The sequence below is a fragment of the Nocardia sp. XZ_19_369 genome (genome assembly GCF_015355715.1).
Lineage (GTDB): Bacteria > Actinomycetota > Actinomycetes > Mycobacteriales > Mycobacteriaceae > Nocardia.
Map to the genome: position 1 here is coordinate 113264 of NZ_JACVED010000012.1, position 22842 is coordinate 136105.

Genomic DNA, 22842 nt, shown 5'->3' on the forward strand with positions numbered 1-22842 from the left:
ACGTGAAACGTATTGACGCACTGCGGATTATCGCCGCACAGACCAGCGACCTGCCGGTGGTGGTGACCTGTGCCGCCTCGAGTAGAGAGCTGGCGGCGGTCGCGGATCGACCGAATCATCTGTATCTGCTCGATGCGATGGGGCTGGCGGGTTCCGTCGCGACCGGCATCGCGCTGGGCATCGCGGACACGGAGGTGCCGAAGGTGGTGGCGATCGAAGGTGACGGATCGCTGCTGATGAACCCAAATGTGCTTGCCACCGGCGGATTCCTGCGGCCGTCGAAGCTGGTGATGGTGTTGCTGGACAACGGAGTGTACGGCGCGACGGCCAATTTGCCGACCTACGGCTCACGCATCGATTTGGGTGAGCTAGCCGATGCGGCGGGTTGGACGGTGCGACGCGCAGCCGATCCCGAAGAGCTCGCGGCACGGTTGGCCGAGGTGCTGAGTCTGGAGGGCCCGGTGTTTCTGCATGTGCGCATCGCGGTCGGCAATGCCACCGATGCGCCGAAGCTGCTGCAGAACCCGGTGATCCTCGGTCGACGCTTCCAGGATTGGCTGGCGTCGCGGTCGGCCGAAGAGGCGGTCCGATGATCACCACCGTCAACCCCGCCGATGGAAGTCCCCTCGAGGCCTACGCTTTCACCTCCGACCATGAGTTGTCCGCGCTGCTCAATCGAGCCGTCGCGGCCGCACGTCGCGTGGCCGACGAACCGGTCAAGGACCGGGCCGATCGGCTGCGCCTGCTGGCCGCCCGATTGCGGGCCGACGCGCACACTTCCGCGCTGCTCATCACCACCGAGATGGGTAAACCGATCGGCCAGGCCATCGCCGAGATCGAGAAGTGCGCGTTCACCTGCGACTACTACGCCGATCACGTCGCCGAACTCGTTGCGCCACAGTCGGTCGACGTGTTCCCCGACAGCGGCCAGATCCGAATCCGGCCGCTCGGCGTGCTTTTGGCGATCATGCCGTGGAACTATCCGTTCTGGCAGGTCTTTCGGTCCATGCTGCCCGCCATCGCGATCGGCAACACGGTGCTGCTCAAGCACGCCGACAATGTCACCGGGTGCGCGCTGGCCGTGCAGCGCCTGTTCGACGAGGTGTACGGCACCGGAGTGCTGACCAGCGTGGTGTTGCCGCCGGAGCGGATCGGCGCGCTCATCGAGGATCCGCGCATCGCGGCGGTGGCGTTCACCGGCAGCAATCGGGTCGGCGCGATCGTCGGCGCCAGGGCCGGGCAAGCGGTCAAGAAGGTGGTACTGGAGCTCGGCGGGTCCGATCCGTTCATCGTGCTGTCCGACGCCGAGGTGCCCGACGCGGCGGCGGCAGCGGTGCGCTCCCGGTTCCTCAATGCCGGGCAGAGCTGCATCGCGGCGAAGCGAATCATTGTGGAGCAGAAGATTTTTCCCGAGTTCACCGAGGCGATGGTGGCCGAACTCGGCAAGCTGGCGGTCGGTGATCCGACCCTGCCGGGCACCGATATCGGCCCGATGGCCCGCGCCGACCTGCGGGACGAGTTGCGCAGGCAGTTGACCGCGACGGTGGCCGGCGGGGCCGAGGTATTGGTCGGCGGCGCCAGCGATACCGGTCCGGGCGCCTGGTTCACGCCGACCATCGTCGCGGTGCCCGACACGTATTCCGTTGCCTTCCAAGAGGAAACGTTCGGCCCGCTCGGCGCGGTGCTTTCGGTCAATTCGGCGGCCGCCGCGCTGGCCGCCGCCGAGGCCTCGGCGTACGGCCTCAGCTGCTCGATCTGGGGTCGTGACCTCGGCCGGGTCGAGCAACTGGCGGCCAGGGTCGCGGCGGGATCGGTGTTCGTGAACCGGATCTCCGAATCCGACCCGCGCCTGCCCGTCGGCGGGGTCAAGGCCAGCGGGCACGGCCGGGAGCTGAGCACCTACGGCGCTACGGAATTCGCCAACATCCAGGCGGTACGCACCGCCCCATCCGCGAGGAGCACTCGATGACCATCACTCGAATCTCGGCCCGCGTCGTCGGCATTCCGGTCGACAAGCCGACCCGAATGTCCAACCGCGACTTGACCGATCGGCACTACGTGCTGGTGGAGGTCACCGACGACACCGGCGCGACCGGACTCGGCTACACCTATGCCGGAACCAGCGTCGGCACGCTGACCAAATGCGCGGTCGACGACGTGCTCGCGCCGGTCTACCTCGGCGCCGACCACAATGACGTGCACGGACTGTGGGGCCGCGCGTATCAGGAGGCGCTGCTCGCCGGCCGTCGCGGCGCGGTGCTGCGGGCCCTGTCGGCCATCGATATCGCGCTGTGGGACCTGCGCGCGAAACGCGCCGGGCTACCCCTGGCCAGCATGCTCGGCGGCGCGACAACTCCGCTGCCCGCCTACGCCTCCGGCGGCTACTACCGCCCCGACGAGGGCGAATGGACCGACGCCGTCCGCAAGGAGATCGAATTCAATGCGGGCCAAGGCTTTACCGATCACAAGATCAAGGTCGGCGGACTGAGCGTGGGCGAGGACGCGCGCCGGGTCGCGGCCGCGATCGAGGCGATCGGCGACACCGGCCGACTCGCCCTCGACGCCAACAACGCCTACCGCTCCGTGCACGAAGCACGCACGGCCATCCAGGCTTTCGAGCGGGCGGCGGGTGATCGGGAGCTGTGGTGGTTCGAGGAACCGCTCGGGCCGGACGCCATCGCCGGGCACGGCGAACTCGCCCGGCAGATCCGCACACCGGTCGCCACCGGCGAAATACACCAGACCCGTTGGGAATTCCGGCAGCTCATCGAGTCGGGCGCCGCGTCGATCCTGCAGGCCGACGCCGGGGTGGTCGGCGGGGTCACCGAGTGGCTGCGGGTCGCGCACGCCGCCGACGCCTTCGGCTTGCAGATGGCGCCGCACTGGCATCACAATCTGCACGTCCACCTGTGCGGCGCGGTCGCCAACACGCTGGTCGTGGAGTACTTCGCGCTGGAGAAGGGCATCTACAACTTCGAACTGCTGCTCACGCCGGAGACGCGGCTGCGGTACGGGGCCAACCAGGTGCAGGTGCCGTCGCGGCCGGGGCTCGGGATCGAGCTGGACGAGGAAGTCGTCGCCAAGTACGAATTCGCCTGAGCGCCAGGGCTATTGGCCGGGGCTGATGGCGCTGATGAGGGTGCGCCCGGCCCCGGTGGTGGTGGTGACGAGCTGCGGGTTGTAGGTGACCGGCGGGCGTCCCGGCCGGTTCTCGGTCACCACCACCATGTACTGGCCCGCGAACGCGCCAGGGGTGATCGCGACACAGTAGGTGGTGCCCGCGGGCACGCTGTCGATGCCCCGCTGGATGGCCGCCGCGGGCTCGACCGCCGCGTCCGGGGTGGTCGCGGCGCGGGCCTCCTCGCCGGAACGCGCGACGTAGTACGCGTGCTGGAAGGCGAAGATCGCGCCGGGGCCGGAGTCGAAGTTGCCCGGGTCGTTGCCCTTGATCCGGTTGCCGACCCGCTCGGCCGTACATTGGGTGGCCGAGGAGGCGGCGGGCTCGCCGATCCGGGGCGGATTGGTCGCGGCCGTGGGCGGTTCCGCGTCGCCGCCGAAGAAGAACACGACGGCGGCGGCGGCCAGGGCGGCGACACCGACCACGCCGAGCAGCGGCACCGCCCAGCGGCGCGGCGAACGATTTCGCTTGGACCGATCGATCAGCCCACTGAACTCGTCTTCGAAGTAATCGGGTTCGTAATCCGGCTCCGGTTCCGGCGCGGGCTGCCGGTCCACCCAGTCGGAATAAGTACCCTGGTACCGGTCATCCGGTGCGTACCGTTGTTCCGGCACACCAGGTTTCATCATTTGCGGCCCCCGCCCATAGTCGTATCCGGGCTGTGAGCCCATCTCCGGTCGATCCATCGCCCCACCTTCGTCAGGTCATATCGCCAGGTTATCCGCACCGTTCCCGAAATGCAGCAACGTGTAGACGCGTATGTCCAGCCGACTTCGCCGTCGCTCCGGGCAGAATACTGCCCGTTTGCTGCCCGAGGGGTACGGCCGGGTGGTATCCGGTCGGCATTGCGCTAGCAGGTGGCGGAATCGAGGGTGGCCAGCAGGTCTCGCAGGGTTTCGCGCTGGTCGGAGGTGAGGGTGGCGAAGAGTTCTTCGGCGGCCTCGCGGCGGGCGTCGGCCATCCTCGCGAGGGTGGCCTGGCCGGCGGGCGTCAGGGTGACCAGGGTGGCGCGGCGGTTGTCCGGATCCGGGGCGCGGGTGACCACGTCGGCGGCGGCGAGGGCGTCGACGAGGGTGGTGGCCGAGCGGGGCACGATGCCGAGGCGGTCGGCCAGGTCGGCCATCCGCAGCGGTTCCCGCTGGTGACCGATGATGCGCAGGGCGCGGGCCTGCGCAGGGGTGAGGCCGAGCGGGGCCAGCTTGCCCACCTGGTTGCGGCGGATGCGTTTGGCCGCGCGCAGGAACAGTTCGGGCAGGTCGGTGTCGGCGGACTCCATGATTCTGAGCATAACTCATTGTTTCGGGAACAATTATGAGTCATGCTCAGTTTCATCACGTAGTTCCTCGGAAGGAGGCGCCTTTGCAGCCCCCGCATCAGCTTCGCCGGATCGTCCGGCTGTTCCGGCCCTACCGGGCCCGGCTGGCCCTCGTGGCCGCCCTCGTATGTCTCTCCTCGGTCGTCGCGCTCGCCTCGCCGTTCATGCTGCGCGCGGTGCTCGACGACGCGCTGCCGCACGGGCGCACCGGACTGCTCACCCTGCTTGCTGCCGGAATGGTGGCGGTCGCCGCGCTGACCAGTGTGTTCGGCGTGCTGCAGACCTATATCTCGACCACCGTCGGCCAGGACGTCATGCACGACCTGCGGTCCGCGGTCTACGCGCAACTGCAGCGAATGCCGTTGTCCTTCTTCACCAAAACCCGCACCGGTGAGGTGCAGTCGCGCATCGCCAACGACATCGGTGGCATGCAGTCGACCGTCACCTCCACCGCGACGTCGCTGGTCTCGAACTTCACCACGGTGGTCGCGGCGGTGATCGCGATGATCGTGCTCGACTGGCGGCTCACCATGGTGTCGCTGGTCATGCTGCCGTTCTTCGTCTGGATCAGCAGACGGGTCGGCAGTGAACGCCGCAAGATCACCGGTCAGCGCCAGGAAAAGATGGCAGGGATGTCGGCGATCGTGGAGGAGTCGCTGTCGGTGAGCGGCATCCTGCTCGGGCGCACGATGGGGCGCTCGCCCGCGCTGGTCGACAGTTTCGCGCGGGAATCGCGCGGGCTGGTCGATCTGGAGATTCGCGCGAGCATGGCGGGGCGGTGGCGGCAGTCGACCATCACCATCGTCATGTCGGCGATGCCCGCGGTGATCTACTGGGCGGCGGGGCTCGCGGTCACCACCGGGAAACCGCTGGTGTCGATCGGCACGCTGGTCGCGTTCACCACCTTGCAGACCACGTTGCTGCGGCCGATGGTGCAGTTGCTGTCGACCGGGGTCGAGGTGCAGAGCTCGATGGCGTTGTTCAGCAGGATCTTCGAGTATCTGGACCTGAAACCCGATATCGAGGAGCCTGTTCGGCCCGTCGCGCTCGGGAAGGTCAGCGGGGCGGTGCGGTTCGAGCATGTCGGGTTCTCGTATGGAGCGCAGAGCCGGGATGTGCTGAGCGACATCGACATCACCGTCCCGGCCGGGTCGAGTTTGGCCATTGTCGGTGAAACCGGTTCCGGGAAAACCACTCTCGGTTACCTCGTGGCCCGGCTCTACGACGTCAGTTCTGGGCGGATCACGATCGACGGGAAAGACGTGCGGGACTTGTCCTTCGCTGATCTCGCCGCCGCGGTAGGTGTGGTGTCCCAGGAGACGTACCTGTTGCATGCGACGGTCGCGGACAATCTGCGCTTCGCCAAACCCGATGCGACAGAACAGGAACTACACGAGGCGGCGCGTGCCGCGCAGATCCACGAGCACATCATGAGCCTGCCCGACGGCTACGACACCCTGGTCGGCGAGCGCGGTTACCGGTTCTCCGGTGGGGAGAAGCAGCGACTCGCCGTCGCCCGCGCGGTGCTGCGCAACCCGCCGATCCTGGTGCTGGACGAGGCCACCAGTGCGCTCGATACCCGCACCGAGCTGGAAGTTCAGCAGGCCATCGACGCGCTCTCGGTCGACCGCACCACCATCACCATCGCGCACCGGTTGTCCACTATCCGGGATGCGGATCAGATCGTCGTGCTCGACCATGGACGCGTGGTCGAACGTGGGTCGCATCAGGAGTTGATGGAGCTCGATGGTCGGTATGCGGCGCTGGTCTCCCGCGACGATGCGTTGAGTGTGGTGGCTTAGCGATTCGCCCTCAGCTCGGGCGTAGCTGCTCGACCAGGAAGGCGGTTTCGTCGGCCACCACCTTGTCGAAGTCGGGGGAGACGTAGATGTCGAAGTGGCCCGCCGAGTACTCGTGCACTTCGACATTGGGTCCGGCGGCTGCCGCGTAACGCAGGGTTTGGCGGGCGGGGGCGACGGTGTCGCTCAGGCAGACGCCCAGGAACACCGGAACCTCGATCTTGCGCAAGCTGCGGCCGGGACGGTACAGGGGGAGGGTCAGCCCGAGCCGGGCTGCGGCGGCATTGGGGTGGGTGAAGTTCGGCGGCACCAGACCCGTGTAGCCGGGGGCCGCGTCCGGTGCGTTCATGAACGCGGTCCGGCCCGGTTCGCCGGTGAGCGGCACAGTGACCGGCGGCCTGCGCAATGCCGTGGCGGCAAGATCCAAGCCTGCGCGCGCGGCGATGGCGAGCAACGGTCGGAATCCGACGGTGGGTGCCGAGGCGAGACCATCGGTGAACGGGCACTGCGAGACCACGGCGGCGACCCGCTTGTCTTGTGCCGCAACGCGCAACACGTGCCCGCCACTGAAAGATGTTCCGAACAAGGCGATTCGAGCCGGATCGATACCGTCGAGGGCCGCCGCGTAGTCGATCGCCGCCGACCAATCGGCGAGCTGACGGCGAATGCTCAACAGCTGCCGCGGTTCACCGTCGCTCGCGCCGAAATGCCGGTAGTCGAACACCACCACGGCGAATCCGGCAGCCGCGAACCGCTCGGCGAAGGCATCGAGCCGCATCTCCTTGACGGCACCGAGACCGTGCGCCAGCACCACCACGGGAACCGCGCCACTCGCGGTCGCCGGCCGATACAGCCACCCCCGAACCGTGCTGCCGTCCGACTGGAATTCGATATCCGAGCGTGGTGCGGTCGTCATCTGTCAACTCCTGCGAGGTCCGTCGAGTGGGACTATGTGTCCCAGTCATCAGATCATGTCATGAGTGGCAACCATTCGTGAGCTGGGTGATGACGGTCCACGTAGGTCCTGAGCGTGCGGAATCGGTGAACGCGTCGATGGCCCAGCCGCCTGATACCCACCATGGCGCGGTGAACTCGCTCAGGATCGAAGCGGCGTCCGTCGGAGTGACCAGCGCCCACGGGCCCACAGTCGATGGAACTCGGCTTCCTCTGCGTCGCAAGGGGTTTGGATGCGGAACTCGGGCATTGGTCGTGTCCTCCCACTCGTGACCGGCGCATCGCCGACGGTATCTTGCCGGGGCGGTGCGCCGGGTCGCGGGTGCGAGGCGGGTTTACCAGTGCAGGGTTACCGGGTCACCGGGGCTGATGGTGTGGAACACCCATTCGGCGTTCTCGGGGGCCAGGTTGATGCAGCCGTGGCTGACGTTCGCGTTGCCCTGATCACCGACCGACCACGGGGCGGAGTGGATGTAAACACCACCCCAGGTAAGACGTACGGCCCACTCGCCGTTGATGACATAGCCCTCGGGCGAGCTCAGCGGGATCCCGATGGTCCGGGAATCGAACACGACGGCCTCATCCTTTTCCAGTACGGGGAAGGTGCCCGACGGGGTCTGGAAGCCCGGCTTGCCGTACGAGGCGGGCATCGTCCGCGGGATGCCGCCGACGGTCAGCGTGAACGTGTGATCCGACATGTTGCCGTCACCGAAAACGCCTGCGTTGGTATTGAATTCGGTGCGGGTGTTACCCACGCCGACAGTGATGCGGGAGTTGGCGGGCAGGAACCCGGTGGGCGTCCATACCGCTTCCCGATCGTTGGTCCACGCGAATGTTCCGCCCAGCGGTTGCGTCGCCCGGATGTCGACCGCGCGCTCTGCGGCGGCGCGATCGGCGACTGCCTCGCCGAATCGAATGGTCACCGGATGCGCGACACCCACGACGTTGCCGTTCGACGGTCCGATGGATTCGACCGAATTGGTGTGCGGCGTCCCGGCCAGTGTTGCCGTCGCCGGTCCGGACGCGAACGCGCCCAGCGCAACGACCAAGATCGCTAAGAAAAGATGTTGTATTACGTGCCTCATGGCTCCACCCCTTCGAGATGGTGTGGGTAGGCAGGTACTCGGTCACCAAGACCGTTCTGTAGTCGTCACCGACCACCATTGCCTTCTCTATGCTGCCTACCCGCCCCACCCCTGAGCAAACCAGACGAAACACCCATCGCACGACCGTTCGTGCAGATCAGCCGCACCCCGGGTTCCGCCCGCACGTCCCGTCGATCGTGAACGGAACCGCTGAGGCCAACAGCCGCACCATGTCTCGGGATCCGCACCGACTTCGGGCCCGAATATCGAGTGCGGATCCCGAGAGCCAGTGCGGATCCCGAGAGTGCGGGCCCGCTGCCCGAGTGCGGCGCGGATTGTGGCGGATTCGTCTGACCGCGCGCGCTCAGTTAGGGGTGAGCTGGCGCAAGCGGGGTTCGAGCTCCTGCTGGAAGAAGTCGATGAAACCGTCCGGATCCGGCCCGGCGTTCTGCATGACCAGGTGGTCGAAGCCCGCATCGACGAACTGCTGAGCCACCTCGACATAACGGGCGGGGTCGGATCCGCAGGCGAACTGCTCGAGCACGTCCTCGATGCGCACGGTTTTGGACGCGGCGTCGAAGTTGACCGGGTTGGGCAGTTCGCTCATCACCTTCCAGCCGGTCAACGCCCAGCGCGACGTTTCGAGGACGGCTTTGGCGGCGGTCTGCTCGTCGGGCGCCCAAGCCATCGGCACCTCCGCGTAGCGCGGTCCGTTGCCGCCTGCCTCCTGGTATCGCTCGACGATCTCGGATTTGGGTTCGGTGGCGAACAGTCCGTCGCCGAGTTCGGCGGCGATGCGCGCGGACGGCGGACCACTGGCGGCGACGGCGATTACCGGCAGCTCGTCGGGCAGGTCGAAGACTCGCGCGTCCGACAACGACAAGTAGCGGCCGTCGTAGGAGCGATACCCACCGCGCCACAGCAGGCGGATGATCTCCAGCGCTTCCCGCAGCATCTCCTGACGCTTGCGCGCGTCAGGGAACTCCCGCGCGACGATGTGCTCGTTCAACCGCTCGCCGGAGCCGACGCCGAGGGTGAACCGGCCGTCGGACACCAGCGCCAGCGTCGCCGCGGCCTGCGCGATGATCGCCGGGTGGTAGCGGACGGTCGGGCAGGTCACCCCGGTCGCCAGCCCGATCCGGTCGGTCTGCGCGGCGATCGCGCCCAGTACCGTCCACGCGAACGGTGAATGCCCCTGAACGTCGAGCCAGGGGTGGTAATGATCACTCATCTCGACGAAATCGAATCCCGCGGACTCCGCCCGAACCGCTTGGCGCATCAGCTCTTTCGGCCCGAATGCCTCCGCGGCCAGCTTGTATCCGATCTGCACGGCTACCTCCTCGGCTCTGTCGGCTGTCTTCGCCGACATACCCGGCCGCGCGGTACGGAAACGCGTTGTCAGCCCCGAACCGCGTGCACCACGTCGGCGTGCAGTCCGTCGGCGCGCGCGACGATTTCTTCGATGCGCAGCAATACGGCGGCGAACCGGTCGCCGTCCGCGGCGGGCAGCGACGCGACGTTGATCTCGATATTGAGCTGCGAACTCGCGGCGGCCGCGCGGCAGGCGTCGGCCGCGGCGCCGATGTCGGTGACCACGTTGGGGTTGCCGATCGGGAACAGCTCGGTGGCCAGTGAGAGGACCTCGTCGGCCTCGTCGACCACGGTCGCGGGCACGCGGGCGGCCTCGATCAGCGCCGCGTTGATGGCCGCGGTGCGGGCGGCCTCTTCCTCCGGCGTGGTCTTCGGCAGCTTGTAGGCAGCGCCTACCGCGGTGAACGCGGCGGCGTCGGCGTCGGCGAGGGCGAGCGAACGCGCGCGGGCGGCGTCGGCGGCCTCGATGATCCGGTCGACCACGGGGCGGTTCTCGGCATCCTTGGCGCGGGTGGTGTAGCGCCCGACCATCGCGACGAGCGCGGCACCCTGCGCGGCGTGCAGCGCGGCCACGGCGCCACCGCCGGGTGCGGGCACCTTGGCGGCCAGCTCGGACAGGTACTGCGCGAGCGTGGCCTCGCCGAACGAGGGCGCAGTTTCCTGGGACGATGTGCTCGGCTGCGACACGGGTCAGAGGCCTTTCAGAGAGCGGCGTGGGCGGGGAGTGCGCGGTCAACGCTACCGGTTGGCCGACCACGTTTGCTGCGGGACTGCCCCCGGTACAGCGGTCCGGTGCGGCGCGGAGCCATACCCGCCGTTATGTTGAGTGCTATGCGGATCGGATTGAGCATCAACTACTCGGGCGGTTTCAAAGAGGCGGCGGCGGAAGTCGCCGACCTGGAGCGCGCGGGACTGGACATCGTGTTCGTCCCCGAGGCGTACTCGTTCGACGCGGTGAGCGCGCTCGGCTACCTCGCGGCCAAGACGACGCGGCTGCAGCTGGCCTCCGGCATCCTGCAGATCTACACCCGTACCCCCAGCCTGACCGCGATGACCGCGGCCGGCCTCGACTTCGTCTCCGACGGCCGGTTCATCCTCGGTCTCGGCGCGTCGGGCCCGCAGGTGATCGAGGGCTTCCACGGCGTGCCCTACGACGCGCCGATCGGGCGCACCAGGGAACTGGTGGAGATCTGCCGCAAGGTGTGGCGCCGCGAGCGCCTCGAGTACCACGGGAAGTACTACCAGATCCCGCTGCCCGAGGGGCAGGGCACCGGCCTCGGCAAGTCGCTGAAGCTGATCAATCACCCTGTGCGCGAACGGATTCCGGTGCTGCTCGCCTCGATCGGCCCGAAGAATGTCGAGCTGACCGCCGAGATCGCCGAGGGCTGGCAGCCGATCTTCTTCCTGCCGGAGCGGGCGAAGCAGATCTGGGGCGAGTCGCTCGACGCCGGCTTCGCCAAGCGCGACCCGCAGCTCGGCGACCTCGACGTCTACGCGAGCCCCTCGCTGGCCATCGGCGACGACGTCGAGCCGCTGCTGGAGTTCGTGAAGCCGCACCTGGCCCTCTACATCGGCGGCATGGGTGCCAAGGGCAAGAACTTCTATCACACGCTGGCCACCAAGTACGGCTACGGCGCCGAGGCCGACCGCATCCAGGAGCTCTACCTGGCGGGCAAGAAGGAAGAGGCGGCCAAGGCCGTCCCGGATGCGCTGGCCCGCGACACCTCGCTGATCGGATCCGCAGGCTACGTCAAGGAACGGGTCGCCGCCTTCGCCGAAGCGGGCGTCACCGTCCTCAACGTCGTGCCGATGGCCGCCACCCCGGCCGAGCGCGTCAAGCTGATCGAGCAGCTGCGCGAGCTCTGCTGAACCACGGATGACGTTGGCGGGCAGGGATTGTCGCCCTGCCCGCCATAGCCTGCCCAGCCTTTGGGGTCATTTGCATGCTCAGCATCTGGCCGAGCGAACTGCTCAGCGGTTCTGGAACCCCGCGAGCGCCTCCTGCAGCGTGGAGTGCACGGCGAAGACCTGATCGAGGTTGGTCATCCGCAGTTGTCTGCTGGTGGCGGGGCCGTCGGCAACGACGGCAATCGCGGTGTTCTCACCCGCACGCTGATGTGTTGCGACAAGCACGGCCATCCCCGCCGAGGCGAGGAAGCTGACTGCGGTCAGATCGATGATCAGGACCGCGGGCTTGCCGTCGAGGATCGCCTCGATCGAGCTCTCCAGCGCGGGGGCGGTTGCCAGGTCGACCTCGCCGACCACCGTGAGGACCGTCGCACCATCCTGTGAGGCGACGGTGGTGGTCATCGTGTCCGCGAGGGGATACGCGTCTCCGGAAGTGTTGGTCACAACATCACAACACACAAGTAGCGGCGAATTCGCAACCTCGGCGCGTTCATAAGGTCAAACACTACCGTAAGGTCGCCGGTCGAACCTGCCGTTGCGGCGCTTCGCAATAGAAGCATTCGGCCGGTCGGCTCAACGGCTGGTCGCCGGGCGCGGTATCTGCCACGCCTCGGCCAACCGTGAGGGAAACAGCTGCGTACCGCCGCCGAAGAACTCGCAGAACTTCATGATCAGCGGATCCCAGCGCAGCTGATCGATGTGGTCGGTGCCGGGAGTGATCAGCTCGTCGGTCACATGCGCGCGCAGTACCCGCACGGTGTGCGCGGTGGCCCCGGTGTCGACGCCGAACGGTGCGGCGGACACCAGCTCGCATTCGAGCTGAATCGGGCATTCGGCGACCCGGGGCGCTGCGACGACCTCTCCGGGGACCTCGCTGAGCCCGGCGGCCCCGAACTTGTCCGGCTCATAGCGATACCCCTTCTCGACCCTGTGCGGCGTCATCTCCGGCGAACCGGTCAGCAGCGCCAGCCGATCCACCGCCTCGACCAGGTCCGCGGACGGCAGATTCAGCACGCACTCCCGTTCGCGCGCCAGGTTCCGCGATGTCTGAGACCTGGTACCCATCCCGAGCATGCATTGATCGCCCAGCCACCACGCCGACGACATCGGCGCCAAATTAGCCGTCCCGTCCGGATTCCGGGTGCCGATCAACACCACCGGCGTACCGAAATAGAGAACTTTGAGATCAACAACGCGATGCATGCGCCAACGATGCCGCGCGCGACCACCCGGTGCTGGCGGCAAAAGGACGCTGCGTTCCCCTAGGCCTGTCGCGAAGTCCCATCCAGGGGATGGATCGCTGGCTGGCCGCGTTGTCGTCGTCGCCGATACAAACTCGGCCGGACTTTGCGACAGGCCCTAGAGGTGGCGGTTGGTGCCGCGCAGCGGGTTGGCCACCGGGAAGGTGATGGCGGGCAGGGTGACCGACATTCGGACCCGGGTGCCGGGCCCGGTGTGGTCGATGTCGAGCTCCTCGGTGAGCGCGCGCATCATGTCGATGCCGCGGCCGCGGTAGCCGGGATCGGCGGAGCGCGGCTTCCAACTGCCCGCGTCGGTCACGGTGATCACCACGGTCTCGGTGTTGCAGGTGGCGCTCAACTGGACGCGATTGATGTCGGCGGCGGGGTCGCGCAGGGTCTTGCTGACGCGACCCATCGAGCGATCCGTGCTCGCGGGGCGGCCGCTCGGCACGGCGCCGTTGCGGTAGGCGTGCTCGATGCTGTTGCTGCACGCCTCGTTCGCGGCGGCCACCAGATCGGAGGCGAGATCGTGCGGCACCGCGGCGGCGGCGAGCCAGGTCTTGAGCGTACGGCGCAGTGCCGCAAGCTCATCCGGGTGCGCGGGGACCTCCAGGCGCAGCGGGGCGGGCGGCTGGCGATAGACCACCATGGCGACGTCGTCGTCGTACCCGGCGGCGGGCCGCAGGCGCGAGAGCACCGCGTCGGCCACTTCCCTGGGCAGTTTGGCCGAGGTGTCGGCGAGCACGGCGGCGATCTTGGCGAAGCTGTCGTCGATGTCGATGCCGCGCTGTTCGACGAGCCCGTCGGTGAACAGCACCAGCGTCGACCCTGGTGTCAACGCGGTGGTCGCCTCCGGGCGGCGCGGCGGATCGAAGGTGGCCAGCGGAACCGAGCGCCCGCCCTCCAGCAACCGGCCGGTCGCTTCGACATCGGCGAGGATCGGCGGCATGTGGCCCGCGCTGCTGTAACGGACCAGCCCGCGCACGGGGTCGAGCACAGCGGCGCACACGGTCGTGCACATCGCCCCCGGGATGCGTCCCGCGACGGTGTCCAGCTCGGCGAGCAACTGCGCGGGACCGGCCCCGCGCAAGAGTAATGCCCTTGCGGCCGTACGCAATTGACCCATCACCACGGCGGCGGACAACCCGCGGCCGACGCAGTCGCCGACCACCACGCCGATGGTGCCGTCGCGCAACGGCACCACGTCGTACCAGTCGCCGCCGATCTCCAGCGGCGGCAGCGCGGGCTCGTAATGCACCGAGAACCGCGGCGGCAGTTCGATGGGGCCGAGCATGGCCCGCTGCAAGGTGAGGGAGGTCGAGCGTGCTTGGTCGAAGTTGCGCGCCCGCTGCACCGCGAGGCTCAGGTGTCCGATCAGCAGCGAGAACAGCGTCCAGTCGGCGGCGCTGATCGCGCGCGGCGCGGCGAACCGCAACCACAGTGCGGCGTCACCGGTTTCGCCGAGCGGCGCGACGATGCCTTCGGAGCTCTCGGTGCCCTCCGGGATCGCGAACAGGCTGCGGCCGGGTCTGCGTCTGGCCCGTTCCAGCATGGCCCGCGCCCGCGCGTCCAGTTCGGCGTTCTCCGGACCGTTCGCGCCCTCCGCGCCGGAGACGTACACCTCCGGCTCGACGTGTCTGCTCGGCCACACCGCCACCACCGCGGTCTGCGCGCCCACCGTGCGCCGCACCTCGTCGAGGCCGACGGCGAGCACCTCCACCACGCTCGTCGCGGCGGCCACTGCGGTGGCCAACCGGGACGCCGCCTGATCGCGGGCCTGCGCGTCGTGCTCGGCGGTGACATCGCGGATGGTGCCGACGAAGATGCGTTCGTTGTTCTCCGGCTTGATCAGCGCGCTGGTGCTCACCGCGAGCCACACGGTGCGGCCGTCGCGGTGCCGGATCGGAATGACGAAACGCTGTGCCTCGGTACCGAGATCGGGGTAGCGGCCCGTAGCGACTGCTTGCAGGTCGCTCGAAAGGACCAGCCCGTCCGGCATCGACCACGGATGCGGCAGTGCGAACGGCACATCGGCGGCGCCGTACCCGGTCAGCGCGCCGAACGCCGAGTTGACCTCGACGATGGCGCCGTGCGAATCGGCGACGAAGAAACCGTCCTGCAGCGACTCGACCAACGCGGTGCGGAAGGCATCACGGCCCGCGAGATCGTCCGCGCGCGAACGCTGTTGCTCATAGCGGCCGACCCCGTCGAGATAGCCGCGGGTCGCGATGTCCAGTGCGGCAAGGGTTTGCAGCAAGAACTCCAGCGCCGACTCGGCCAGTCGCGAGTCGCCGCCGCCGATGCCCGCCGCATGCTCGGCGGATTGCACCACCCGGAAGTGGTTTTCGTTGAGATCGAGCAGGCTGATGCCCTCGACCAACGCTCGCCGGCCGAGCTCGTAGCCCTCGGCCAAGGTGCCCTGGCTCGGTGAATCCAGGTGCCGCCGTAGGGCTTTCGCGTACTCGTCGAGGAAGTCGGCCAGTGCTGTCATCCGGCGCGGCCCCTCATGACGGCAGGCCTTGCGCCGAGCCGCGGTGGCGGGCAGCGAGCACCAACGCATCGTCGGTGTCCTTGGCGTGCTTGGCCAGGATGTCGGAGGTGATCTCCGCGGTTGATTTCGAGAGATCGATCGCATCGGCGGATTCGCTCACGATGCCGTCGGTGGACATCAGCAGCAGGTCGCCGGGGCGCACATGAATGGTCTGCGGTTGCAGATTCTGCGGCAGTCGGTAGCCGACGATTCCCGCGGTGAGCAAGATGTTCGCGCGACTGGCGAGTCCTGCGGGAGTAACTGTCAGTACCCGGGATTCGACATTGCCGACGCCGAGCCAGCGCACCGTGTCGCCGGGGTCGAACAGGGCGAGCGAGACCGCGGCACCGCGGGTGTCGGCCATGGCTCGATGACACAGCACCATCAGCACGTCCAGCGGTTCGGCGCGGTTCTCGGAGAGCACCTGCGCGGCGCGGTCGGCGGCGTCGGCCGCGGGGGCACCGTGCCCGAGTCCGTCCAGTACGGCGAAAAGGACGGTGCCGCCGCCGGTGTCGAGGATGAGGCCGCGGTCACCGGAGACGCGTTGGCCGGGCAGCGCGCGACCGGCCACCGCCCACTCGATTCGGCCGATGAACCCGTCTTCATGCACCGTTGGGTACCCACTTCCACATCTCCACCAACGTGCCCTTGCCGGGTGCCGAGTCGACGATGAGCCGGTCCATCAGCCTGCGCGCGCCGGGGAGACCGAGTCCCAGGCCGCGCCCGGTCGAGTAGCCGTCCTCCAGTGCGCGGGGGATGTCGAGGATGCCGGGCCCCTGGTCCTCGGCCTGTACCACCAGGGCCTGCCGGCCCTCCCGGTCGTCGACCAGCAGCCGGATCTCGCCGCTGCCTGCGTAACTGGTGATGTTGCGGGCGATTTCGGAGATCGCCGTGGAGATCATGGTGCGGTCTGTCAGTGTGAATCCGAGCTTCGCTGCGAGTTCGCGGCCGGCCTGACGTGCGATCACGATGTCGCCCGACACTCTGACCGCGATCACCAGGTTCTCAGCGGCCACTGTCACGACCATCTCGCTGGCGTGGGCTCGCCGTCTTTTTGTTGAGCCAGGCGAGGCCCTCTTCGAGGTCGAGGGCGGTGTGCATGTCCTCGAACGTGAGCCCGAGTTGCACCATGGCGAAGGCGACTTCCGGCTGCAGCCCGACGATCACCGTTTCGGCGCCGCGCAGCTGCGTCATGTGCGCGATGGTACGCAGCGATCTCGCGGCGAAGGAATCCATGATGTCGATCGCGGTGACGTCGACGATGATGCCGTGCGCTCGATACTTGCTGACCTGTTTCATCAGGTCGTCCTGCAGGCGTTCGGTGTCGGCGTCGGTCAGTGCGGACTGCACCGACGCGATGAGATAGGTGCCCTGTTTGAGAATCGGTACCGGCATCTGCCCGCCCCGATCTAGCGGCCGTCGCGTTCGGTGACCCGCTCGGCGACTCGGGAAACCTCGTAGCCCAGCAGACGTTCCGCTTCTTCGATACCACCCTGGAGGTCGCCGACCGCGTTCATCTTCGACAGATCCAAGCCGATGGTGACCAGTGTCAGCGCGATCTCCGAGGACAGGCCGGTGATGATCACGTTCGCGCCCATCAGGCCGGACGCGTCGACGGTCTGCACCAGGTGGTTGGCCACGGTGGAGTCGATCTGCGGGACACCGGTGATATCGATGACGACCACCTTGGCGCGGTTGGCCCGGATCGCGCGCAGCAGCTGCTCGGTGAGCTGGCGGGCGCGCTGGCTGTCCAGCACGCCGATGATGGGCAGGATGAGCAGCTGTTCACGGACCTGGAGAACAGGGGTGGACAGCTCGCGGATGGCTTCCTGCTGCTGACGGATGACGCGCTCGCGCTCCTGCACGAACGAGACGCCCACCGTGTTGGCGATGCGGTTGGCGGCCGGTTCGTAGGCGTCGAGCACCGCGTTGAGCAGCTGGAAGTCCGCCTGGTACTTCTCGAACAGCGAGCGGGCGAGCACGTCGCGGAGGAGGAGGACGATGCCGAGGACCTCGTCGGTCTCGACTCCTCTCGGAATGATGCGCTCGGACAAGTCGCGGGCGTAGGCCTGCAGCGCCTCGACGCTACCGGTCTCGAGCACCTCGACGTAGTTGTCGTAGACGGAGGTCGCCTCGGAGAAGATCTCCTCCGGGGTCATCGCGGTCAGGAGCTGGGCGTCGGTGATCCGCCGAGCCCACTCTTCGCGCAGGGCGGTGCGATTCTGACGCAGATGCTCGACCAACTGCGGAAGCAGATTGTCGACCGGTCCGCTCAGCGAATCCGCCGAAAGGCTCATGGACACCTCGGACATGAAAACTCCTGCCCCTTTCGACGGTTTGAGTCGGGATGATCGTTCGGTCGTGCGACCGACACCGAGCCTAGTCATACCCCAACCCAGTTGCGGATGAAACCTGCCGGTTGTTCGCGTGCGATTCACGGTGGTGGGGCGAAACCGCGTTCCAGCCCACTCAACGCGGCCTCCAGGTAAACGGTGAGATCCGCGTCGGCGCGGGCCAGCCAGGCATCGAAGGCGGCGCGGGCGGCGGCCAGGGTGGTGCGGCCGACGGCCAGCGGGATCAGCGCGTTGTCCGGTTCGCCCAGCCTGCGCGCGGCGAAGTCGCTGACCGCGCGTTCCCAGGCGTCGTAGTGCGCGCCCGCGGTGGCGGCCAAGGCCGGGTTGGTGGCGACCAGCTGCATGCGGGTCCGTAGCTCGGGCACATCCTCGGCCCGATACCGATTGGCGTTCACGACAACTCGGCGCACCGCGGTCATCATCGGAACATCGTCGGGCACAGCGGCGAACGCGGTGCGCAGAGCGGCGACTTCGTCATCGAACTGGTACCAGAGCACCTCCGCCTTGGTGGGAAAGTAGCGGAAGAAGGTGCGGCCGCTGATCCCCGCCGCGGCGGCGATCTGCTCGACGGTGGTGTCGTCGAAGCCCTGCTCGGTGAACAGCCGCATGGCGATCAGTTCGAGCTCGCGTTTGGTGGTGCCGCGCGGGCGACCGCGGGTGGTCCTGGCTGTCACGGGTATTGATTATGTCAGTGGCTGACGATAATCTCCCGATATGTTCGAAAGTGTCGCAGGCCACAGTTGTGCGGTGGCCGATCTCACTTCGCCCGAGGCCGGGGAGCGGGCCGCCACGGGCGGGATTCTCGCCGTCGCGATCGGCGCGACCGAACAGCACGGACCGCATCTGCCGCTGTCCACCGATACCGACATCGCCGCGGCACTGTGCGCTCGCCTCGCCGCGTTGCGCCCGGATGTGCTTGTCGCACCGGCGATCCCGTACGGAGCGAGCGGCGAGCACGCCGGCTTCCCCGGCACACTGTCCATCGGGCAGACCGCGCTGGAGCTGCTCATCGTCGAGCTGTGCCGTTCGGCGACGGACACTTTCGACCGCATCCTGCTGGTCAACTGGCACGGCGGCAACCTCGAACCGTTGCGGCGCGCGAAGACCCTGTTGCGCGGCGAATCCCGGGACGTGCGCGTGTATCTGCCGCGCTACCAGGGCGATCTGCACGCGGGCCGCTCGGAAACCGCTGTGCAACTGGCACTTACGCCGGAGCGAGTGCGGCTGGACCGCGCCGAACCCGGCGACGTCCGCCCGCTCACCCAGCTCATGCCGCTGCTGCGTGACGCCGGAGTCCGCGCGGTCAGCGCCAACGGCGTACTCGGCGACCCGACCGGCGCGACCGCCGACGAGGGCGCGACCCTGCTCGACCACCTCACCACCGACCTGCTCGACCGAACCCGGCTGTGGTGGCCGGTAGCCGCCCTGGAAAGGACCGTCCGACCATGAACCCGTGGTTCGAAACCGTTGCCGAAGCGCAGCGGCGTGCGAAGAAGAGACTGCCGAAATCGGTGTACGGCGCGCTGATCGCCGGATCCGAGCGCGGCCAGACCATCGAGGACAACCAGCAGGCATTCACCGAACTCGGCTTCGCCCCGCACGTCGCTGGCCCGATAGGTACTCGCGACCAGTCGACGACCGTGCTCGGCCAACAGCTTTCGATGCCCGTCATGATCTCGCCCACCGGTGTACAGGCGGTGCACCCGGACGGCGAGGTGGCCGTCGCGCGGGCGGCGGCGGCCCGCGGCATCGCGATGGGGCTCAGCTCCTTCGCCAGCAAGCCGATCGAAGAGGTGGTCGCGGCCAACCCGGCGACCTTCTTCCAGATGTACTGGTGTGGCAGCAAAGACGAGATCCTGCAGCGGATGGACCGGGCGAAGACGGCAGGTGCGGTGGGGCTGATCCTCACCCTGGACTGGTCGTTCTCGCACGGCCGGGACTGGGGCAGCCCAGTCATCCCGGAGAAGCTCGACCTGCGCACCATGCTGAAGTTCGCGCCGCAGACGCTGGCCAGGCCGCGCTGGCTCGTGACGTACGCGAAGGCCGGGCACATCCCGGATCTCACCGCGCCGAACATGGCGCTCGGCGACGGACCCGCCCCCGGGTTCTTCGGCGCCTACGGCGAATGGATGGGCACGCCGCCGCCGGATTGGGCTGACGTGCAATGGATTTGCGAGCAGTGGGGCGGGCCGGTGATGCTGAAGGGCGTCATCCGGGTCGACGACGCGCTGCGTGCGGTCGACGCGGGCGTCGCCGCCATCTCGGTGTCCAACCACGGCGGCAACAACCTCGACGGCACCCCCGCTGCCATCCGGGCACTGCCCGCGGTGGCCGACGCGGTGGGCTCACAGATCGAGGTGGTGCTGGACGGCGGCATCCGGCGCGGCAGCGATGTGGTGAAGGCGGTGGCGCTCGGCGCTCGCGCGGTGATGATCGGGCGCGGGTACCTGTGGGGACTGGCCGCCAATGGTCAAGCGGGCGTGGAGAACGTCCTGGACATCCTGCGCGGCGGGATCGACTCGGCGCTGCTCGGATTGCGCAAAACCAGTGTCGCCGAACTCGATCGCGGCGATTTGGTGGTGCCCGCTGGTTTCGAGCGCGCGCTGGGTGTGCCTGCCGCGCCAGTGCGCGCGGTGGCCGCGCCCACCTCCGCCTGAGTGGTCAGTTGTCGTTCGCCGGCTGTCGATGATGCGCGAGCAGCGTGTCGTAGATGTCGGCGAGCGCGGCCAGCTGCTGCCGGTCCAGCACGTCGATCATGTGCTTGCGCACGCTGACCACGTGCGCGGGCGCCGCACCGGTCAGCACCTCGGCACCGCGCGGGGTGAGCCGGGCCGCGGTGCGACGCGCGTCGTCGGGGATCGGCTCGCGGACCACCAGCCCGCGCTTCTCCATCCGGGTGATCTGGTGCGAGAGCCTGCTCTGCGACCACTCCAGCTGCGCGGCCAGGTCGGCGAAGGTGCAGCGGTGGTCCGCGGACTTGCTCAGGAAGGCGAGCACCGAGTACTCGACGTAGGTGAGGTTCGACTCCCGCGTCGAGTCCCGCCCGACCGCCGCGGCGATGAGGTCGCGGGTGCGCACAAAGCCCACCCAGGCGCGCATTTCGACGTCATCGAGCCAATGGGGATCGGTCACGATAGCGCTCCAAACTCTGGCGTGTCATACATTGTCGCGCGTCGTTGTGCGTCGCGCGACGGTTGTTGCGGCGAACGGACGCTTGGACGTCCGATCGTTTTGTGTGAGACGACAGGTAGCACTACCGGGGTTGAACGTGCAACCTTTTGTGGCAACTACTAGAGATAAGCCTTGCCTAAGCATCGTGTGACGTTGCGGGGTGGATACGCTCGCTGTGCCTGTGACCAGCCCGGCTGAGCAACAGCCAAGGCCCAGCCCGAAGGAGTGCGTCCCGTGACCGCGCCGGACTTCCGTTATTCAGACCTGTTGCCGATCGGCGCCGACGACACTTCGTACCGGTTGCTCACCACCGAGGGCGTCCGCACCTTCGAGGTCAACGGCCGGACCTTCCTGCAGGTGGAGCCGGAGGCGCTGCGCCTGCTGACCGCCGAGGCGATGCACGACATCAGCCACTACCTGCGCCCGACGCACCTGGCCCAGCTGCGCAAGATCATCGACGACCCCGAGTCCAGCGGCAACGACCGCTTCGTCGCGCTGGACCTGCTGAAGAACGTGAACATCTCCGCGGGCGGCATCCTGCCGATGTGCCAGGACACCGGCACCGCGATCGTCATGGGCAAGAAGTCCGAGGGCGTGCTGACCGGCGCCGACGACGCCGAATGGATCAGCCGCGGCGTGTTCGACGCCTACACCAAGCTGAACCTGCGCTACTCCCAGCTCGCCCCGATCACCATGTGGGACGAGAAGAACACCGGCACCAACCTGCCCGCGCAGATCGAGTTGTATTCCACGCCAGGCGATCCCGCGCATCCGATGTACAAGTTCCTGTTCATGGCCAAGGGTGGCGGGTCGGCGAACAAGTCGTTCCTGTACCAGGAGACCAAGGCCGTGCTGAACCCCACGCGCATGCTGGAGTTCCTGGACGAGAAGATCCGCTCGCTCGGCACCGCGGCCTGCCCGCCGTACCACCTGGCGGTCGTGATCGGCGGTACCAGCGCCGAATTCGCCTTGAAGACAGCCAAATACGCCTCGGCGCACTACCTCGACAACCTGCCCACCGAGGGATCGCTTGCCGCGCACGGGTTCCGGGATCTGGAGCTGGAGGAAGAGGTGTTCAAGCTCACCCAATCCTTCGGCATCGGCGCGCAATTCGGCGGTAAGTACTTCTGCCACGACGTGCGTGTCGTCCGGCTGCCCAGGCACGGCGCCAGCTGCCCGGTGGCCATCGCGGTGTCCTGCTCGGCGGACCGGCAGGCGCTGGCCAAGATCACTCCGGAGGGCGTGTTCCTCGAGCAGCTCGAGCGGGAGCCCGCGCACTACCTGCCGGAGCAGACCGAGTCGATCCTCGGCGGCGATGTGGTGCGGATCGACCTGAACCGGCCGATGTCGGAGATCCGCGCCGAGTTGTCGAAATATCCGGTGAAGACCCGGCTTTCGCTGACCGGTCCGCTGGTGGTGGCCCGCGACATCGCGCATGCGAAGATCAAGGAACGGCTCGACGCGGGTGAGCCGATGCCGGAGTACCTGCGCGAGATGGCCGTCTACTACGCGGGCCCGGCGAAGACTCCCGAGGGTTACGCGTCCGGCTCGTTCGGGCCGACCACCGCGGGCCGGATGGACTCCTACGTCGACCAATTCCAGGCCGCGGGTGGCTCTTTCGTCATGCTGGCCAAGGGCAACCGCTCCGCCCAGGTGACCAAGGCGTGCCACGAGCACGGCGGTTTCTACCTCGGCTCCATCGGCGGCCCCGCCGCCCGCCTCGCGCTCGACTGCATCAAGTCCGTCGAGGTGCTCGAATACCCCGAGCTCGGCATGGAAGCCGTCTGGAAGATCGAAGTCGAAGACTTCCCGGCGTTCATCGTCGTAGACGATAAGGGCAACGACTTCTTCGCCGAAACCCAGAAGCCGATCGCCCTGCGCGTGCGCACGCGTTCGGCGGAGAAGGTCTGAGGAAGGCGGGCGGTCGCGAACGTCC

23 protein-coding genes are annotated in these 22842 nt (G+C 67.8%); 8 read left to right on the top strand and 15 right to left on the bottom strand.

Features of this window, described 5'->3' with window-relative positions; all coding sequences use genetic code 11:
• Window positions 1-2 precede the first annotated feature (2 nt).
• From IBX18_RS36735 to IBX18_RS36745, 3 genes are read left to right on the top strand one after another with little or no spacing between them, the layout of a single operon-like run.
• A complete protein-coding gene (locus IBX18_RS36735) occupies window positions 3-593 on the top strand; it encodes a thiamine pyrophosphate-dependent enzyme (RefSeq protein WP_194838052.1) in 591 nt (196 codons plus the stop codon).
• The gene (locus tag IBX18_RS36740; RefSeq protein WP_194838053.1) at window positions 590-1969 is read left to right on the top strand and encodes an aldehyde dehydrogenase family protein; all 1380 of its coding nucleotides are present in this window, start codon (window positions 590-592) and stop codon (window positions 1967-1969) included. The genes IBX18_RS36735 and IBX18_RS36740 overlap by 4 nt, the downstream gene beginning before the upstream one ends.
• Entirely contained in the window at window positions 1966-3099 is a 1134-nt protein-coding gene (locus IBX18_RS36745; RefSeq protein ID WP_194838054.1) for a mandelate racemase/muconate lactonizing enzyme family protein, read from the top strand. The genes IBX18_RS36740 and IBX18_RS36745 overlap by 4 nt, the downstream gene beginning before the upstream one ends.
• Before the next feature lie 9 nt (window positions 3100-3108).
• On the opposite strand, the gene IBX18_RS36750 is transcribed toward IBX18_RS36745, so the two are convergent.
• A complete protein-coding gene (locus tag IBX18_RS36750; protein WP_194838055.1) occupies window positions 3109-3864 on the bottom strand; it encodes a hypothetical protein in 756 nt (251 codons plus the stop codon).
• A gap of 164 nt (window positions 3865-4028) precedes the next feature.
• The gene (locus tag IBX18_RS36755) at window positions 4029-4454 is read right to left on the bottom strand and encodes a MarR family winged helix-turn-helix transcriptional regulator (RefSeq protein ID WP_194838056.1); all 426 of its coding nucleotides are present in this window, start codon (window positions 4452-4454) and stop codon (window positions 4029-4031) included.
• Between the two features lie 35 nt (window positions 4455-4489).
• Between IBX18_RS36755 and IBX18_RS36760 the strand changes: the two genes are divergently transcribed.
• Window positions 4490-6295 (top strand): ABC transporter ATP-binding protein, encoded by a 1806-nt coding sequence (locus IBX18_RS36760; RefSeq protein WP_194838057.1) that lies wholly within the window; start codon window positions 4490-4492, stop codon window positions 6293-6295.
• 10 nt (window positions 6296-6305) lie between these two features.
• Here the strand turns inward: IBX18_RS36760 and IBX18_RS36765 are convergent, their stop codons facing one another.
• The 4 genes from IBX18_RS36765 to IBX18_RS36780 form a co-directional block, all read right to left on the bottom strand.
• Entirely contained in the window at window positions 6306-7208 is a 903-nt protein-coding gene (locus IBX18_RS36765; protein WP_194838058.1) for an alpha/beta hydrolase, read from the bottom strand.
• Window positions 7209-7581: 373 nt separating this feature from the next.
• Window positions 7582-8331: a L,D-transpeptidase gene (locus IBX18_RS36770; RefSeq protein ID WP_194838059.1), complete on the bottom strand. Its 750-nt coding sequence runs from the start codon at window positions 8329-8331 to the stop codon at window positions 7582-7584.
• A 364-nt stretch (window positions 8332-8695) separates the two neighbouring features.
• Window positions 8696-9661: a TIGR03557 family F420-dependent LLM class oxidoreductase gene (locus IBX18_RS36775; RefSeq protein WP_194838060.1), complete on the bottom strand. Its 966-nt coding sequence runs from the start codon at window positions 9659-9661 to the stop codon at window positions 8696-8698.
• A 68-nt stretch (window positions 9662-9729) separates the two neighbouring features.
• Window positions 9730-10389, bottom strand: coding sequence for a cyclodeaminase/cyclohydrolase family protein (locus IBX18_RS36780; protein WP_135231857.1), 660 nt, complete (start codon window positions 10387-10389; stop codon window positions 9730-9732).
• Window positions 10390-10533: 144 nt separating this feature from the next.
• On the opposite strand from IBX18_RS36780, the gene IBX18_RS36785 reads away from it, so the two are divergent.
• The gene (locus IBX18_RS36785; RefSeq protein WP_194838061.1) at window positions 10534-11571 is read left to right on the top strand and encodes an LLM class F420-dependent oxidoreductase; all 1038 of its coding nucleotides are present in this window, start codon (window positions 10534-10536) and stop codon (window positions 11569-11571) included.
• A gap of 102 nt (window positions 11572-11673) precedes the next feature.
• On the opposite strand, the gene IBX18_RS36790 is transcribed toward IBX18_RS36785, so the two are convergent.
• The 8 genes from IBX18_RS36790 to mftR form a co-directional block, all read right to left on the bottom strand.
• Window positions 11674-12012 (bottom strand): STAS domain-containing protein, encoded by a 339-nt coding sequence (locus IBX18_RS36790; RefSeq protein ID WP_194838173.1) that lies wholly within the window; start codon window positions 12010-12012, stop codon window positions 11674-11676.
• A gap of 171 nt (window positions 12013-12183) precedes the next feature.
• A complete protein-coding gene (locus IBX18_RS36795) occupies window positions 12184-12813 on the bottom strand; it encodes a flavin reductase family protein (RefSeq protein WP_194838062.1) in 630 nt (209 codons plus the stop codon).
• Window positions 12814-12969: 156 nt separating this feature from the next.
• On the bottom strand, window positions 12970-15342 hold the full coding sequence (locus IBX18_RS36800) for a SpoIIE family protein phosphatase (protein WP_194838174.1): 2373 nt from the start codon (window positions 15340-15342) through the stop codon (window positions 12970-12972).
• 13 nt (window positions 15343-15355) lie between these two features.
• On the bottom strand, window positions 15356-15991 hold the full coding sequence (locus IBX18_RS36805; RefSeq protein WP_107657745.1) for a SpoIIE family protein phosphatase: 636 nt from the start codon (window positions 15989-15991) through the stop codon (window positions 15356-15358).
• Window positions 15984-16409: an ATP-binding protein gene (locus IBX18_RS36810; RefSeq protein ID WP_107657744.1), complete on the bottom strand. Its 426-nt coding sequence runs from the start codon at window positions 16407-16409 to the stop codon at window positions 15984-15986. The genes IBX18_RS36805 and IBX18_RS36810 overlap by 8 nt, the downstream gene beginning before the upstream one ends.
• Window positions 16387-16776, bottom strand: coding sequence for an STAS domain-containing protein (locus IBX18_RS36815; protein WP_107660644.1), 390 nt, complete (start codon window positions 16774-16776; stop codon window positions 16387-16389). Before IBX18_RS36815 ends, IBX18_RS36810 begins: the two co-directional genes overlap by 23 nt.
• 14 nt (window positions 16777-16790) lie before the next feature.
• Window positions 16791-17693 (bottom strand): STAS domain-containing protein, encoded by a 903-nt coding sequence (locus tag IBX18_RS36820; protein WP_107657743.1) that lies wholly within the window; start codon window positions 17691-17693, stop codon window positions 16791-16793.
• A 122-nt stretch (window positions 17694-17815) separates the two neighbouring features.
• The gene (gene mftR / locus IBX18_RS36825; RefSeq protein ID WP_107657742.1) at window positions 17816-18409 is read right to left on the bottom strand and encodes a mycofactocin system transcriptional regulator; all 594 of its coding nucleotides are present in this window, start codon (window positions 18407-18409) and stop codon (window positions 17816-17818) included.
• A 40-nt stretch (window positions 18410-18449) separates the two neighbouring features.
• Between mftR and mftE the strand changes: the two genes are divergently transcribed.
• Together mftE and mftD are read left to right on the top strand one after the other, a co-directional pair.
• The gene (gene mftE / locus IBX18_RS36830) at window positions 18450-19184 is read left to right on the top strand and encodes a mycofactocin biosynthesis peptidyl-dipeptidase MftE (protein ID WP_194838063.1); all 735 of its coding nucleotides are present in this window, start codon (window positions 18450-18452) and stop codon (window positions 19182-19184) included.
• Complete coding sequence (gene mftD, locus IBX18_RS36835) at window positions 19181-20392, top strand: pre-mycofactocin synthase MftD (RefSeq protein WP_194838064.1); 1212 nt, start codon at window positions 19181-19183, stop codon at window positions 20390-20392. Before mftE ends, mftD begins: the two co-directional genes overlap by 4 nt.
• Window positions 20393-20396: 4 nt before the next feature.
• Here mftD and IBX18_RS36840 read toward each other — a convergent pair whose 3' ends face one another.
• Window positions 20397-20867: a MarR family winged helix-turn-helix transcriptional regulator gene (locus IBX18_RS36840; RefSeq protein WP_107657739.1), complete on the bottom strand. Its 471-nt coding sequence runs from the start codon at window positions 20865-20867 to the stop codon at window positions 20397-20399.
• A 273-nt stretch (window positions 20868-21140) separates the two neighbouring features.
• Here IBX18_RS36840 and IBX18_RS36845 point away from each other — a divergent pair, with 273 nt between their 5' ends.
• Entirely contained in the window at window positions 21141-22817 is a 1677-nt protein-coding gene (locus tag IBX18_RS36845; RefSeq protein ID WP_194838065.1) for a fumarate hydratase, read from the top strand.
• Window positions 22818-22842 lie beyond the last annotated feature (25 nt).

Coding starts and splice junctions, on each gene's coding strand:
- IBX18_RS36740 (WP_194838053.1), top strand. CDS start 590: ATGATCACCACCGTCAACCCCGCCGATGGAAGTCCCCTCGAGGCCTAC.
- IBX18_RS36745 (WP_194838054.1), top strand. CDS start 1,966: ATGACCATCACTCGAATCTCGGCCCGCGTCGTCGGCATTCCGGTCGAC.
- IBX18_RS36750 (WP_194838055.1), bottom strand. CDS start 3,864: ATGGATCGACCGGAGATGGGCTCACAGCCCGGATACGACTATGGGCGG.
- IBX18_RS36755 (WP_194838056.1), bottom strand. CDS start 4,454: ATGGAGTCCGCCGACACCGACCTGCCCGAACTGTTCCTGCGCGCGGCC.
- IBX18_RS36760 (WP_194838057.1), top strand. CDS start 4,490: ATGAGTCATGCTCAGTTTCATCACGTAGTTCCTCGGAAGGAGGCGCCT.
- IBX18_RS36765 (WP_194838058.1), bottom strand. CDS start 7,208: ATGACGACCGCACCACGCTCGGATATCGAATTCCAGTCGGACGGCAGC.
- IBX18_RS36770 (WP_194838059.1), bottom strand. CDS start 8,331: ATGAGGCACGTAATACAACATCTTTTCTTAGCGATCTTGGTCGTTGCG.
- IBX18_RS36785 (WP_194838061.1), top strand. CDS start 10,534: ATGCGGATCGGATTGAGCATCAACTACTCGGGCGGTTTCAAAGAGGCG.
- IBX18_RS36790 (WP_194838173.1), bottom strand. CDS start 12,012: ATGACCACCACCGTCGCCTCACAGGATGGTGCGACGGTCCTCACGGTG.
- IBX18_RS36795 (WP_194838062.1), bottom strand. CDS start 12,813: ATGCATCGCGTTGTTGATCTCAAAGTTCTCTATTTCGGTACGCCGGTG.
- IBX18_RS36800 (WP_194838174.1), bottom strand. CDS start 15,342: ATGACAGCACTGGCCGACTTCCTCGACGAGTACGCGAAAGCCCTACGG.
- IBX18_RS36810 (WP_107657744.1), bottom strand. CDS start 16,409: ATGGTCGTGACAGTGGCCGCTGAGAACCTGGTGATCGCGGTCAGAGTG.
- IBX18_RS36815 (WP_107660644.1), bottom strand. CDS start 16,776: ATGCCGGTACCGATTCTCAAACAGGGCACCTATCTCATCGCGTCGGTG.
- IBX18_RS36820 (WP_107657743.1), bottom strand. CDS start 17,693: ATGTCCGAGGTGTCCATGAGCCTTTCGGCGGATTCGCTGAGCGGACCG.
- mftE (WP_194838063.1), top strand. CDS start 18,450: ATGTTCGAAAGTGTCGCAGGCCACAGTTGTGCGGTGGCCGATCTCACT.
- mftD (WP_194838064.1), top strand. CDS start 19,181: ATGAACCCGTGGTTCGAAACCGTTGCCGAAGCGCAGCGGCGTGCGAAG.